Here is a 12,623-nt window from a genome sequence, read left to right as displayed (position 1 = left end):
ATGAAGAAACTTATTTTATCAATGGCTATGCTTGCCATGGTGGGAGCAACAGCCACAGCACAGGGAAACAATGATGGTCTTACACCAAACCGTCCGCTTACTTCGGGAGAGCTCTTTCAAGGTATGAGCCGTGCCATTCCTACGGGGCGTGTCGTACTGCCGTATGGTCTGGAGGTTACCTTTGACAAAACTGTGCATCTTATCTTCCCTTCTGCCATTCGCTATGTAGACTTAGGTTCGCAGAACATCATCGCAGGGAAGGCGGAGGATGCTGAGAACGTGTTACGTGTAAAGGCTTCGGTGAAGGACTTTGAAACGGAAACCAACATGAGCGTGATTTGTGAGGACGGCTCGTTTTACGCTTTCAGTGCGCCCATAATAGGGGCTTGATAATAATCACTTTGGCAAGTGATTAGGTTAGTATTCCAATTTATAAACCTATCCCAGACCGACTTATCCGAATGGGAAACCAAACGGGGAGTGAAGCATGTCGGTAACGCGATAAGTCAGTTAATTGCTAAACTGCGACTGAATTGCTATGGGAAAAGACAGACACGAGGATGAAACCTGATTGGTTGAACAATAGTCCTATGACTAATGTAGAGGTGGCAACGGAAAGCAGTTATATACGTTGCCTCGCAGTACCCACGCTTATTGAACGGAGTGATGGGCAAGGAATTTACTGCGACATATCCGTCAGAGAACAGAAAAGGATGTACGTTGCATCCGACAGTCTGTCAAGCCAAGTTATCAAGTCCACTAAATGGGGATTGCCTACACGGAGATGCCGAAAGGCTATGAGCACAGGCTCTGAAAACTCCGCATGGCAACGGAGTTCCCGTAGTAGTCTGAGCGTGGGAAAGCCACGTACATGGCGAAGGGGAACAGCTCGGTAATTTTAATATTGTCAAACGATAACGTGTGAGACGTATGAGAAATCCAGAGACCATATTAAACAGTTTATCTGCACATAGCAAAGATGTGCATTACAAGTACGAAAGGTTGTACCGCATCCTATTCAATGAACAGATGTTTTATGTAGCCTACCAGCGCATTTATGCGAAACCGGGCAACATGACACCTGGTTCAGACGGCAAGACCATTGACGGAATGAGTGTTGATAGAATAGGACATCTGATAGCTGCGCTAAAGGATGAAAGTTACATGCCAACGCCTGCCCGAAGAGTCTATATACCTAAAAAGAATGGGAAGAAAAGACCATTGGGCATCCCATCAATTGAAGACAAGATGGTGCAAGAGGTCGTTAGACTTATTCTTGAAGCTGTCTATGAGGGGCATTTTGAGAACACCTCGCATGGATTCAGACCAAGAAGAAGCTGTCATACGGCTTTGCGTTCCATCCAAACTCTTTTCACTGGTGCGAATTGGTTTATCGAAGGTGACATCAAAGGATTCTTCGACAATATTGACCACCATATTCTGATTGAAACTCTTCGTGAGCGCATATCAGATGAAAGATTTCTTCGACTGATATGGAAATTCCTAAAGGCAGGCTATATCGAAGATTTTACATTTCACAAGACGTATTCGGGAACTCCTCAAGGAGGGATAATAAGTCCTATCTTGGCTAATATATACCTTGATAAGTTCGACAAATACATGCGTGAATATGCGGAATCTTTTGACAAGGGTAAGAAAAGGCGGGAAAACCCACTCCACGCAAGTTATAGTCGAAAGGCTGTAAGATTACGCAAGGCTATCCGAAACGCCACTAATGAAGACACGAAACGTAAATTGCTGACACAACTGAAAGAGATGGAAGCAAAGACACGGAGAGTGCCGGCATCTATGGCAATGGATAGTAACTACAAGAGACTTAAATATATCAGATATGCCGATGACTTTCTAATCGGTGTAATTGGTAGTAAAGCAGATTGCGCAAGAATGAAAGAGGACTTTACAAACTTCATGAGAGACAAGCTAAAACTTGAATTATCCGAAGAAAAGACCTTAATCACTAATGCACAGGATTCTGCAAAGTTTCTTGGGTATGAAATCTCTATCAGAAAATCCGAGGCCATGAAGCGAAATAAGCTGGGATGGTTGAAGAGACCGTTCAGCGGACGCATAATGCTGACTCTGCCTATTGCCACAGTCCAAAAGAAATTATTGGAACTGAAAGCAATGGAACTTAGGGTAATCAATGGAAAGGAAATTTGGTATGCCATGCCACGCAATTACCTGACCAAAGAAGACCCTGCTACAATCTGCGCACGCTATACAACTGAAATCAGAGGATTGTACCAATATTATAGGATTGCGGACAACATCTCTTATGCAGGAAGTAAATTCGGTTACATAATGCGATATAGTTTCTGCAAAACTTTGGCAAAGAAACTAAATTCATCAACTGCCAAGGTTATACGAAAGTACAGAAGAGACCATGACTTGGCGATACCCTACCAAGCAAAGAAAGGAGAAACCAAGTTCCGAATATTCTATAATGATGGCTTTGCGAGGCAAGAGCCGGACAAAGACGCAACCTGCGATAATCTACCTAACACATTTGTACTTCCTTTCCCTACTCTTGCGGAGAGACTTATGGAGCGCAAATGTGAATTGTGTGGAGCAACCAATGTCAAGACCATAATGTATCAAGTCCGTAAACTCAGAGGTATAAATACCGATACTGAATGGCACCGACTGATGATTAAGAAATGGCGTAAGACATTGGCTGTATGCAAACATTGTAATGCAAAAATTCATGCCCATGACAAATAAACTGATATTACCAGTGGAGAGCCGTATGCAGGGAGACTTGCACGTACGGTTCGGGGGCAGGCCATGGGAAACCTACCACCGAAAGGTGGCAAGGCACCCATTGCCGAGCCTACACGTGAAGTATGCCGATGAGCCAGAGAAGCTGAGCGTGGAGATGAAGGACTTTCTGTCGCCCGTCGAGGGACGTTTGCCGAGCAATCGTGCGGACATCTACTTCAAGGAACTCGGCAACGAGTCGCCCGTACTCGTCAAGCTGATGATGAAGACCATTTATCAAAATGATAAACGTGTATTTAGGCATATCGGCGCCCAAATGTTCGGTATGAAATTCCTGCTTAGGGGATTGTATGCGCACAATGGCTTGCTATATTTTCATACCCGAATAGACAATATGACCAACATGCCGTATTCGGTGGACTTTATCACCTTCAAGGTTGTGGATAAGAAAGTAGCTAAACGCACTGCCATTCAGGAGAGAGTGCAACAACCACTCCGTGCCTATCATCAGGTGAACTATATCAAGGGAAAGCACACCGAAAGTTCAGTGTTTGCCTTGGAACAGTTCTCACTATCAGAGGATAAACAGCTTGAAGTGACGCTTTATGAGCATAATGGTGGACGAACGCTTACCTTCTATGTCGAGCCGCAAGATTTACTTTTGGCTCAGAAGATTGATAACCTCAAACTTAAATGGTAATGAAGAAGTATCTTTTCCTTCTTATGTGTGCGGTGGCCATTGCGCTGCCCACACAGGCACAACGGCTGATTCCAAAGCAAAAAGGCTTGGAAATAGTAGGTAACGTGCCAATTATCAAAGGCGAGAATTTGTTTGCCAAAGACAATTTTGGCATAGGTATTTTGCTCACTCGCTATCTGAAGCGTGAGAATTATTCATTTCTTACGGTAGAATATGAGCAACAAAATATGCCGTATCGCAGCTATGATGTGAAACTCAAAGATGCCTTCGTGCATTTGGGTTATATGCAGCCTATTGTTTCTGACAATGGTAAAAATGTATTTGCCTATGCTGGAATATCCGCTTTGGGTGGCTATGAGGAACTTAACGAAGATAAGAAACTACTTCTTGATGGCGCAAAACTACTCGATGACTCTCACTTCGTCTATGGTGGAGCGGTGCATCTATCCATAGAATGTTTCTTATCGGACAATGTGCTGTTGCTACTCAAAGGACAGGGACGCATACTCTTTGGTACGGATGTTCATCATTTTCGCCCTGCTGTATCGGCAGGAATCAGGTTTAATCTATAAATGTAGGGAACAATGAAAAAGAAAATTTTTAATAGTATATGGGTAATGGGAGTACTTGCCCTTGCCGTGTTTTGTTTATCTGCTTGTGATAGGGAGTTGGATGTTCAGCAGTCTTACCCGTTCACTGTCGAGACGATGCCCGTTCAGAAGAACATCGTCAAGGGACAGACGGCAGAAATCAGGTGTACACTCAAACGTGAAGGCTACTTTGCCGACACTCGCTACACCATCAGATATTTCCAGCTGGACGGGAAAGGAACGCTAAGAATGGATAATGGATTAGTCTTTAAGCCCAACGACCGCTATCCACTCACAAAAGATGTGTTTCGACTCTACTACACCTCCGCTTCGACAGACCGACAAACCATTGATGTGTATGTGGAGGACAACTTCAAGCAAATCGCCAAACTGTCGTTCAACTTCAACAATGAGAAGGCGGAGGACAAAGGAAAGTCCGGCGCAGTAGTAACCAAAGCCTTGAACGATGCGAACAGCTAAACGCTTTGCTTTATTCTGTATAATATGTTTGTTCTGTCAATCACTCCCGGCTCAGCGTGGGGTGCGATTGGCAGACTTATCACCTTTTGAGCGTGTCGTAGTGGTCGTAAAATACTTCGAGGGACTACATAGAAAGGATTGTTATCCCTATGTAGGATACGGTCATCGGTTGCAGCCACACGAGCATTTTTCTCCTAATATGTCAGAGCGGCAGGCAGACTCTCTCCTGCGTGCCGATCTTTGGAAATGCTTTGAACACTTCAAAGGATATGGTAAGGATGCACTACTACTTACTTTGCTTGCCTACAATGTAGGAGTAGGTCGTTTGATCGGTTATGGTAATCATCCCAAAAGCCGACTAATACGAAAGATAGAGTTGGGCGACAGGAACTATTATCGTGAATTTGTCTCTTTCTGCCGATACAAAGGAAAGGTGCTACGAGGACTTGTCAAACGACGAAAGGTGGAGTTTGCCCTGTTTTACATACCCTGATTATCAAATACACCCCTTGCGACATTTTTATGCTCCGTAAGGGGCGTTTTCTTGTCGTTTTAGTCGCCTTCTTCGTTATGATTGAGTAACTTTGCAAAAAATGGAAATTGTCAGACTTTTTGTATGTAACCTTAATTCCGCAACACTATTATAACTTAAACTTTTTAAGTACCTGAGCAACAAAAAGTTGCCCAGGATTTTGCCATGTCAAAGAATTCACTTATCTTAGTGTTGCAAAACAAGCAAGCAAAACTCTGATATGGCATGGCAAAAATACATATTAAATCCGATAAACTCACTCCTTTTGGAGGAATATTTTCAATCATGGAGCAATTTGACTCCACATTGTCATCTGTAATCGCCTCGACCCTCGGTCTAAGGTGTAGATCATTCGGTTATCAGTACAGCGAAATCATCCGTTCACTCATGAGTATCTACTTCTGTGGTGGCTCATGTGTTGAGGATGTCACTACTCATTTGATGAGCCATCTCTCGCTTCATCCGACACTTCGAACTTGTAGCTCTGATACTATCCTCAGAGCGATAAAGGAGCTGACGCAAGAAAACATCTCATACACGTCAGATACGGGTAAGAACTACGATTTCAACACGGCTGACACTCTCAATACTTTACTGCTCAATTGTATGTTTGCATCTGGCCAACTGAAAGAGGACGAGATGTATGATGTTGATTTCGACCATCAGTTCATAGAGACAGAGAAGTATGATGCAAAGCCTACATACAAGAAGTTCCCTGGTTATCGCCCTGGCGTGGCGGTTATTGGCGACTTAATCGTTGGCATTGAGAATAGCGATGGCAACACAAATGTTCGTTTTCATCAGAAGGACACGCTGAAGAGGTTCTTTGAGAGATTTGAACAGAACGGCCTTACTATCAATCGTTTCAGAGCTGACTGTGGATCATGTTCCGAGGAAATCGTAGAAGAAGTAGAGGAACACTGCAAATCCTTCTATATCCGCGCAAACCGCTGCAGTTCGCTCTACAATGAAATCTTTGCTCTCAGAGGTTGGAAAACTGAGGAAATCAATGGCATTGAGTTCGAATTGAACTCTATCCTTATTGAAAAGTGGAAGGGTAAAGCATACCGACTTGTGATTCAAAGACAGAAACGGTTGGATGGTGTATTGGATCTCTGGGAAGGAGAATACACATACCGTTGTATCCTGACTAACGACTATGTATCTTCCGTAAGAGAGATTGTCGAGTTCTATAACCTTCGAGGGGGAAAGGAACGTATCTTCGATGATATGAACAATGGTTTCGGATGGGACCGATTGCCCAAATCCTTCATGGCAGAGAACACCGTGTTCCTTCTTCTTACAGCACTTATCCGTAACTTCTACAAGGCCATTATCCAAAGACTTGATGTAAAGAGGTTCGGACTCAATACAACAAGCCGCATAAAAGCGCTTGTCTTCAGGTTTGTCTCTGTACCAGCAAAGTGGATCAGGACATCAAGGCAGTATGTGCTGAATATCTATACTTGTAACAATGCTTACGCGGATGTGTTCCAGACAGATTTTGGATAACGCCTACAATTTATGGGTATGATACTGCGTATTGCCTCAAGTCGCATTGTGGGGTAAGGGGATGTTGTAGGCTGAAGTGGGGGATTTCAGTTCTAATTATCTGCAAATTCAGTAATGAGAGGATGTGTACACGCAAGAAGGACGTTGAAAAGTTAAGTTGCGGATTTGAGGTGTAATTAAATTATAATGCAATTATTGCGACTTTCTTTTGCTTCTTTTCTTTGGTCGCCTGCTCGTTCAAAGAAAAAGAAAAGAAGCCACGCAATTTTTTAAGGTTGCGTGGCTCATTGTGTTAGAGATTTTCGGTTGTTTCAATTATCCGCTCTTCGGGGTGGGTATTAAAAGCCCAGTTGATTTGTTCATCGGGTAGTGTGCTGTGTATTCCTCTGCCCATCACCATTCCACAATCTTCAAGGATTTTGCGCTCGGCTTCTTCTCGGTCTGTGGCTACAACCTCAAACACACCTTCAAAAACGTATTGGGTGCATACTCTGTAAACTTTCCTTTCCATATTTTCAAAACTCAGCGATTAGTAATCTGTGTTCCATTGGTTCACCATTCGATAGCCAACGGTGGGTTAGCCAAAAATGATGTGCACCGTAACCATAGACAAAAAACTTGTCAAGTTCCGTTTCTTGGGAGATTTGGAGGAGTGCGGTCTGCAACTCCTCCTTGTTCTCGGCTATGCTTATGGCATTGATAACTCTCACGATGATGATGGGTATTTCATCTGCCCACGAGTTGTTGAGAGCTTTGCTCGAAAAATTATGAATAATGCCTTCTACTTGTACTTTCATATTGTTGTCGTTTATAGGTTGATGTTTTTATTTACTCTCTGCAAATAAGGGTGCAGTCCTCTACTTCGGTTGGTAGTCCAAAGGCTGGAACGTGGGTAAAATAAGGTTGCATATTCCCCTCTATGTCTGTGTGGGGCGATATAACCTCCGCTTTGGTGTCCTTACTCCATTGGTCTGCGAGTGCGATTTCTTCGTCTGTCAGTCCTGTACTATCTCCATTGATAAGGTAGCCTAAACTCCACGTTGGAATTTTCTCTATTGTCTTGTATGTCGCCATAATCGTTGTTATTATAGGATTGTTATGCGGTTGCTCTCTGTGCTATCATTCTCATATTCTTCTGCATCAAGGCGAGTATCTGTTCGTGATACTCGGTGTTCTTGTTGCACACTCCACGACTTTGTACCACTTTCATCGTTTCCAATGATACCTCAATGGTTTCGATGCGCTCTCCGTCCTTTGTGGCAGAGAAGATAAGCGACTGCGGTTTGCTGTAATAGTGTGCGTCATATACGCAATGGTGCATTGCCGTGCCTTCCTCTAAATGCTCTTGCACACTCTCCAAAACGTGGATACGGATAATGCCGTCAGTAAACTCTATGCCAAAGAATTTTGCTTTGAGTTGCTTGTACTCTTGTTCGGCTTCTATTGCTTCCTTACGCTTCTTGATAATGTTCTCACGCTCTTTCATCGCTCTGCTCTTGGCTTGGTAATGGTCGTGCGCTGCTCTTAGGTCGGTGGGGCAAACATACTTGGCATTGTGAATATCCTTGCCTAATTGATTGAGCATATCCACCATATCACACCATAGACTTCCGTCCTCTATATGGTAGCCGTTTCGCAAACAGATGCGGATAGATGCCCAATAGCTATCAATGCTTCTTCGACCATTGTGCATGAAGAATTTGAGTAGCGGGATTTGCCCCGACTTCAACAAGGTTTCCACACGGCTATCGGAAAGCAGTGCCGGTATAAGTTCGGTAGGCACTATATTGTGGAAGTTTCCCTCAAAACCATTTCTGCGGAGTGTGTCCGTAACCTTGAACTTGGGATATATCGGTGAGTACGATATATGGCGGTAGGCTTCGTTGTCGTTGCGTACTGCCATTGGCGAACAGAAAGAAAAGGTGTCAATGTATCTGCCTAATGTTCGTTGAACGGCAATAATCGTTTTTCTTCCTTGTGCGTTCCACCAATACTGACCGATTTCAAAGGTATATGAAGATGCCTTGCAACCTTTCTCCATTTCCACAGAAAGGAGGAACATTCTTAGTATTTGGTATTCTCCGCAAGTGGTAAGTATTGTAAAGTACTGCTTCTGCCTAATCTTGCGTTCAAAGGTTTCCTTGACCTGCAACCTTGCCCCGCAATGGGGGCAGATGCAAGTGTCCGTAGGCTTTTCTATTGTCCAACTATGCCCACAATCCATACACGTTGTGCGACCTTTGGGCAGTCGGTAGGCGAAATGGTCTATACATTCACGGAATGCCCATTTGCTCTGTGTCTTGGTTATCGGGCGAAGGTGCTTACTCTCGGCAAGGACTGCCTTCTCATATTTGTTTCTTGGTTTCATAGGCTTAAAAATCAAATAGTGACGGTTGTGTTTGGGGTGCTGCGCTTTCGGTTTTCTTCACTCGTGCGTTACGGCTCTGTATCTTGGCGAGTTCCTCACGTTGGTACTGCTTGATGGCTTCTTGCCTTGCTTCGGCTTTCTCCTCCTCTGTGAGTTCCACAATATGATTTACTGCCACTCTGCAAGTGATTTCCTTTTCTACTTCAATTTCATCCTCGTCATAGTAGTGTACTGCCATTGAGTAGATTTCATCGTCCTCAAATCCATTGCAGCCACTCGTCTGCACTTGGTTCAAGATGTAGGTTACACATTCCTCGATGCTCTTGTTAGGCTTCATCAAGTTGGGTGCAAACAAAGAGTCTGTCGCTGCACGTTGGTTCAGATACTCGGCTATTGCTCTCGTAAAATGTTCTGTTCCTTTCATATCGCTTAGTATTTAGGGATTTCTACAATTTGGTTTATCTGTCCGCAAAGGAAACTTCTTAGGCTGGTGCGGTCGGGTGCATAATACTCTGACCAATGTCCGTATTGATTGACCAAATACTTCTTCAATACGTCCATAAAGTCAAACCGATAACCCATAAGGGGTACGGCTGTACGGAAGTAGGTGTTAGTGTTCACCGCTTCGGCAAGCCAATTCTTTTCCTCACGGCTCATTCGCTCCCCACGATTGAGTTTCACACGCAATAAATAAACCTTGCTGTGGCTCAAAGTTTCCAAAGGCTCAACTTCCCACTGCACAAACTTAGTTGCCACCAAACGCTCACTTTCTTCAACCACCGAACTTATGCGGTAATGAGAGGAGGAGCTATATCCTTTTTTCTTCATCGAAGATGTGATATTTACTTTCTGCTGTTCCATAATGACATTTTTTTTATGCGTCCAAAGATCGGAGTATGCTGATTCCTTTTTGTAGCAAGAACAAGGTAGGGGGCGCAGCCGGCACAAGGTTTTGTAGGAAAATACTACCCGGAATGAAATGTAGGTGTGGAGATTTTCCGTGCAAACCAAAGGCACAGACCTTGTGCAAGCCGTAGCCCCTTACTACCTTTGCGAATAAAAAGAAATCAGCACCGACTTATGGCACATCAAAGTGGAATAGATGGATGTGAGAAGCGAAAGTGCAACGCCTGTATGGAAAACGAAAAAGGTGGCTACCTCACGTGAGATAACCACCCATAAAGAAGAATGAATCGAAGAATATCTTTCCTTGTGCCTTAGAGCACACAGAGCAGGATTGCCAAGATGACGGCAAGCCAGAACAGCCAACGCAGGATTGTAAAGGTTACTTGCAGAATAACTTTGACAATGAAGCGTAGTATAAGGAAACCGAGAATAACCGAAACGGCGGTTACGACTTGCGGCGTAACTATCTTCGAGATGAGGTAAATCGCACCGATAACGATGGAAAGCAGAACGGCGAGTTCGATGAAGCGTGTCCAACCAAAGCGGCGGACTTGCTTGGAAGAAGTCGGCGGCTGCCTGTTCTTATCGGTTTTGTTCGATGCGTCTGCCTTGATGAAGGCGGGCTGATGAATATCTTGATTCATGATGATTGTTTTCATAATCGGGGCTTTTAATAGTTCAAGAGCGATAACAAGATGCTCTAACGACCCAAAGACAAGTGTTTGGAAAACTCTTGACGTGTGGAGTGGAGCGTTTATCTTGGCTCTTGACACTACAAAAGCCCCCGATGGTGAAGTATCAAGCCATGTTCTCACCGCCTATCGTTGGCAGACCATTGACCTTAATGAGCAGCACGATTGTACCAGTCAGCTCGGTGTACAGTTTGTCGTATTCTGTACCTGCCGCAAAGTCGTCCGTGAGTTCGTACTTGGCAAATACCGCTTGAATTGCCTTGTTGTTCAGCAAAATTAGTGCTAACCTTTCGGGAAGCGGACTTGGCAGTTCCTTCTCAAACTCCTGCTCCAGTACGGAAACAAGGGTATCATACTTTGAGAAGTGTAGGTTGTGGTACAGCACCTCGCTTGCCATCGTCTCTGCTTCGGGATGTGAGAAACCTTGCGCCACGGCATCGCAGTAAGCCGTCAATGCCTCGTCTGCGCGAGCGGTTATAAACGCATTGTCATTCTCTCTCTCAGGGAAATGCTCTCCGAGATACGCTTCCAACTTCAGATGGAAGTAGGAAAGTTCTTTCTTTGTCGTTGTCATAAATTCAAAATTTTAGGGTTATATACATTATTTTTTGGAAATGCCTAATGCCGTATTGAAAGTACCCAACTTGTCAGCCAGCTCATCCATATCGTGTTCTATCTTCTTATTGGTAATACGGGCATAGATTTGCGTTGTCTTGATGTTGGTGTGTCCTAACATCTTACTTACGGATTCGATGGGAACTCCCTTGGATAGGGACATCGTGGCAAATGTGTGCCGGGCGAGGTGGAATGTCAGGTTCTTCTTGATACCGCAAATATCGGCAATTTCTTTCAGATAACTGTTCAGTTTTTGATTCGTCAGCATGGGGAAAAGTTTGCCATCACGATAGGTCTTGCCACTATATTTTGCAATGATGCTCTTGGGTATATCGAGTAAAAGAACGTTGGTTTCCACGCTTGTCTTCTGCCGCTTGGTCATTATCCACTGCTTGCCGTTGAGCGTGACGATGTTTTCAGGAGCGAGGTTGTACACGTCTATGTACGCAAGTCCCGTGAAGCACGAGAACACGAACACGTCCCTTACAAGTTCCAAACGACCGATGCCGAAATCTTTGTTGGCAATTTTAAGGATTTCCTCGTCTGTGAGGAATCCACGATTGACCGGTTCCATGTGAAAACGGATGTTGAGGAACGGATCATGGTGCAGGACACCTAGTTTCCTGCCCAGAATGGTAATCGTCTTGAAGGTTTTCATCATCCTCGTGGCTGTGTTGGGATTCTGCCCGACAACCGTTCGAAGATAAATGTCGAAGTCGTGTATCACGATATAGCCGAGTTCGGACAGGCGGATGTCAGACCGACCGTATTTATCACGAAGGAAATTTGAGAAGTGTTTCTTGCAGACGTTGTATTTCTGTAAGGTTGCAGCTTCGACCGACACGCCTACCTGCCGTGCAACGTCACTATTGTGCTTGTTGAAGAGGCTCATTAGGGTGTCCACATCCTCCTTCTTACCAAGATACTCCGACTTGATACGCTCCAAGGACACCTCGTCCGTCATCTCGACTTTCTTGAAGATGGTCTGGAGTCCGCTCTGAATGTTGTCAAGTTCGAGGTTGGTGGAAAGTGCTTCAGTTGTCCTTCCCTTCAATCGTTCCTTCTCCCTGTCCCATTGAGACTGTTGGACAGCAATGCCCGTCGAGCCGATGGAAAGGCGTTCGTTGTTGAGATAGATTCTCAGCATGACAGGGGTCTTGCCCTCCTTGTTCACATAATTGCTTCTGAGATAGAAGACTGCTCTGAAAATAGCTTTCATACATTTTACTGCTTTTAGTTGTAGCCTGAATAGAGGTCTTGTCCTAACACCTGCCATCTGTAGCCGTAGCTTGTCGGACACATTGTTGCCCGAAGTGGTGTATGGTAACAAAAACACCTCTGTAATCACGCTGCAAAGTTCAACATATTTGTTTGAATAGCAGTAATTTACGCATACTCCTTATGTACTCTGTATGTACTCTTGGCTACATTTTTATTTTGCCTTGAAAATGTGTAGCCTGATTGTAGCCTTTTTAGAGTATTTTGGGAG

Annotated in this window: 15 protein-coding genes and 2 pseudogenes; 8 read left to right on the top strand and 9 right to left on the bottom strand. The window is 44.3% G+C overall.

What is annotated here, in order from left to right; all coding sequences use genetic code 11:
- The 8 genes and pseudogenes from DYI03_RS10580 to DYI03_RS10545 form a co-directional block, all read left to right on the top strand.
- Positions 1 to 369 (top strand): annotated as a pseudogene (locus DYI03_RS10580) (DUF4138 domain-containing protein); the annotation flags it as partial.
- A 221-nt stretch (positions 370 to 590) separates the two neighbouring features.
- The gene (locus DYI03_RS13720) at positions 591 to 896 is read left to right on the top strand and encodes a hypothetical protein (RefSeq protein WP_225683919.1); all 306 of its coding nucleotides are present in this window, start codon (positions 591 to 593) and stop codon (positions 894 to 896) included.
- 34 nt (positions 897 to 930) lie between these two features.
- Entirely contained in the window at positions 931 to 2,742 is a 1,812-nt protein-coding gene (locus DYI03_RS10570) for a reverse transcriptase/maturase family protein (protein WP_025073257.1), read from the top strand.
- Between the two features lie 106 nt (positions 2,743 to 2,848).
- A pseudogene (gene traN / locus DYI03_RS10565) lies at positions 2,849 to 3,439 on the top strand (conjugative transposon protein TraN); the annotation flags it as partial.
- A complete protein-coding gene (locus DYI03_RS10560) occupies positions 3,433 to 4,011 on the top strand; it encodes a conjugal transfer protein TraO (RefSeq protein ID WP_004339670.1) in 579 nt (192 codons plus the stop codon). The pseudogene traN and the gene DYI03_RS10560, both read left to right, overlap by 7 nt.
- A 12-nt stretch (positions 4,012 to 4,023) precedes the next feature.
- Positions 4,024 to 4,509, top strand: a complete 486-nt coding sequence (locus DYI03_RS10555; RefSeq protein ID WP_025064881.1) for a DUF3872 domain-containing protein — start codon at positions 4,024 to 4,026, stop codon at positions 4,507 to 4,509.
- The gene (locus DYI03_RS10550; RefSeq protein ID WP_021668738.1) at positions 4,496 to 5,002 is read left to right on the top strand and encodes a glycoside hydrolase family protein; all 507 of its coding nucleotides are present in this window, start codon (positions 4,496 to 4,498) and stop codon (positions 5,000 to 5,002) included. The genes DYI03_RS10555 and DYI03_RS10550 overlap by 14 nt, the downstream gene beginning before the upstream one ends.
- A gap of 264 nt (positions 5,003 to 5,266) precedes the next feature.
- A complete protein-coding gene (locus tag DYI03_RS10545) occupies positions 5,267 to 6,553 on the top strand; it encodes an IS1380 family transposase (RefSeq protein WP_115367874.1) in 1,287 nt (428 codons plus the stop codon).
- A gap of 292 nt (positions 6,554 to 6,845) precedes the next feature.
- Here the strand turns inward: DYI03_RS10545 and DYI03_RS10535 are convergent, their stop codons facing one another.
- From DYI03_RS10535 to DYI03_RS10495, 9 genes are all read right to left on the bottom strand, one after another.
- A complete protein-coding gene (locus tag DYI03_RS10535) occupies positions 6,846 to 7,064 on the bottom strand; it encodes a hypothetical protein (protein ID WP_021668302.1) in 219 nt (72 codons plus the stop codon).
- Positions 7,065 to 7,068: 4 nt separating this feature from the next.
- Positions 7,069 to 7,350, bottom strand: a complete 282-nt coding sequence (locus DYI03_RS10530; protein WP_021668301.1) for a hypothetical protein — start codon at positions 7,348 to 7,350, stop codon at positions 7,069 to 7,071.
- 31 nt (positions 7,351 to 7,381) lie between these two features.
- On the bottom strand, positions 7,382 to 7,627 hold the full coding sequence (locus tag DYI03_RS10525) for a DUF6926 domain-containing protein (protein WP_004338370.1): 246 nt from the start codon (positions 7,625 to 7,627) through the stop codon (positions 7,382 to 7,384).
- A 22-nt stretch (positions 7,628 to 7,649) separates the two neighbouring features.
- Entirely contained in the window at positions 7,650 to 8,921 is a 1,272-nt protein-coding gene (locus tag DYI03_RS10520) for a PcfJ domain-containing protein (protein WP_036869724.1), read from the bottom strand.
- 4 nt (positions 8,922 to 8,925) lie between these two features.
- Positions 8,926 to 9,345: a PcfK-like family protein gene (locus tag DYI03_RS10515; protein ID WP_021668299.1), complete on the bottom strand. Its 420-nt coding sequence runs from the start codon at positions 9,343 to 9,345 to the stop codon at positions 8,926 to 8,928.
- Between the two features lie 5 nt (positions 9,346 to 9,350).
- Positions 9,351 to 9,782 (bottom strand): hypothetical protein, encoded by a 432-nt coding sequence (locus DYI03_RS10510; RefSeq protein WP_021668298.1) that lies wholly within the window; start codon positions 9,780 to 9,782, stop codon positions 9,351 to 9,353.
- 356 nt (positions 9,783 to 10,138) lie between these two features.
- Positions 10,139 to 10,486: a hypothetical protein gene (locus tag DYI03_RS10505; protein WP_025064764.1), complete on the bottom strand. Its 348-nt coding sequence runs from the start codon at positions 10,484 to 10,486 to the stop codon at positions 10,139 to 10,141.
- A 139-nt stretch (positions 10,487 to 10,625) separates the two neighbouring features.
- Entirely contained in the window at positions 10,626 to 11,093 is a 468-nt protein-coding gene (locus DYI03_RS10500; protein WP_025064765.1) for a DUF1896 domain-containing protein, read from the bottom strand.
- Between the two features lie 27 nt (positions 11,094 to 11,120).
- Positions 11,121 to 12,353, bottom strand: coding sequence for a site-specific integrase (locus DYI03_RS10495; protein ID WP_004339662.1), 1,233 nt, complete (start codon positions 12,351 to 12,353; stop codon positions 11,121 to 11,123).
- Positions 12,354 to 12,623 lie beyond the last annotated feature (270 nt).

This window comes from Prevotella disiens, assembly GCF_900454955.1.
Classification (GTDB): Bacteria; Bacteroidota; Bacteroidia; order Bacteroidales; family Bacteroidaceae; genus Prevotella; species Prevotella disiens.
This window is presented reverse-complemented; position numbering and strand designations above follow the sequence as displayed.

Coding starts and splice junctions, on each gene's coding strand:
- DYI03_RS10495 (WP_004339662.1), bottom strand. CDS start 12,353: ATGAAAGCTATTTTCAGAGCAGTCTTCTATCTCAGAAGCAATTATGTG.
- DYI03_RS10515 (WP_021668299.1), bottom strand. CDS start 9,345: ATGAAAGGAACAGAACATTTTACGAGAGCAATAGCCGAGTATCTGAAC.
- DYI03_RS10555 (WP_025064881.1), top strand. CDS start 4,024: ATGAAAAAGAAAATTTTTAATAGTATATGGGTAATGGGAGTACTTGCC.
- DYI03_RS10535 (WP_021668302.1), bottom strand. CDS start 7,064: ATGGAAAGGAAAGTTTACAGAGTATGCACCCAATACGTTTTTGAAGGT.
- DYI03_RS10570 (WP_025073257.1), top strand. CDS start 931: ATGAGAAATCCAGAGACCATATTAAACAGTTTATCTGCACATAGCAAA.
- DYI03_RS10510 (WP_021668298.1), bottom strand. CDS start 9,782: ATGGAACAGCAGAAAGTAAATATCACATCTTCGATGAAGAAAAAAGGA.
- DYI03_RS10550 (WP_021668738.1), top strand. CDS start 4,496: ATGCGAACAGCTAAACGCTTTGCTTTATTCTGTATAATATGTTTGTTC.
- DYI03_RS10545 (WP_115367874.1), top strand. CDS start 5,267: ATGGCAAAAATACATATTAAATCCGATAAACTCACTCCTTTTGGAGGA.
- DYI03_RS10525 (WP_004338370.1), bottom strand. CDS start 7,627: ATGGCGACATACAAGACAATAGAGAAAATTCCAACGTGGAGTTTAGGC.
- DYI03_RS10560 (WP_004339670.1), top strand. CDS start 3,433: ATGGTAATGAAGAAGTATCTTTTCCTTCTTATGTGTGCGGTGGCCATT.
- DYI03_RS10505 (WP_025064764.1), bottom strand. CDS start 10,486: ATGAAAACAATCATCATGAATCAAGATATTCATCAGCCCGCCTTCATC.
- DYI03_RS10500 (WP_025064765.1), bottom strand. CDS start 11,093: ATGACAACGACAAAGAAAGAACTTTCCTACTTCCATCTGAAGTTGGAA.
- DYI03_RS10530 (WP_021668301.1), bottom strand. CDS start 7,350: ATGAAAGTACAAGTAGAAGGCATTATTCATAATTTTTCGAGCAAAGCT.
- DYI03_RS10520 (WP_036869724.1), bottom strand. CDS start 8,921: ATGAAACCAAGAAACAAATATGAGAAGGCAGTCCTTGCCGAGAGTAAG.
- DYI03_RS13720 (WP_225683919.1), top strand. CDS start 591: ATGACTAATGTAGAGGTGGCAACGGAAAGCAGTTATATACGTTGCCTC.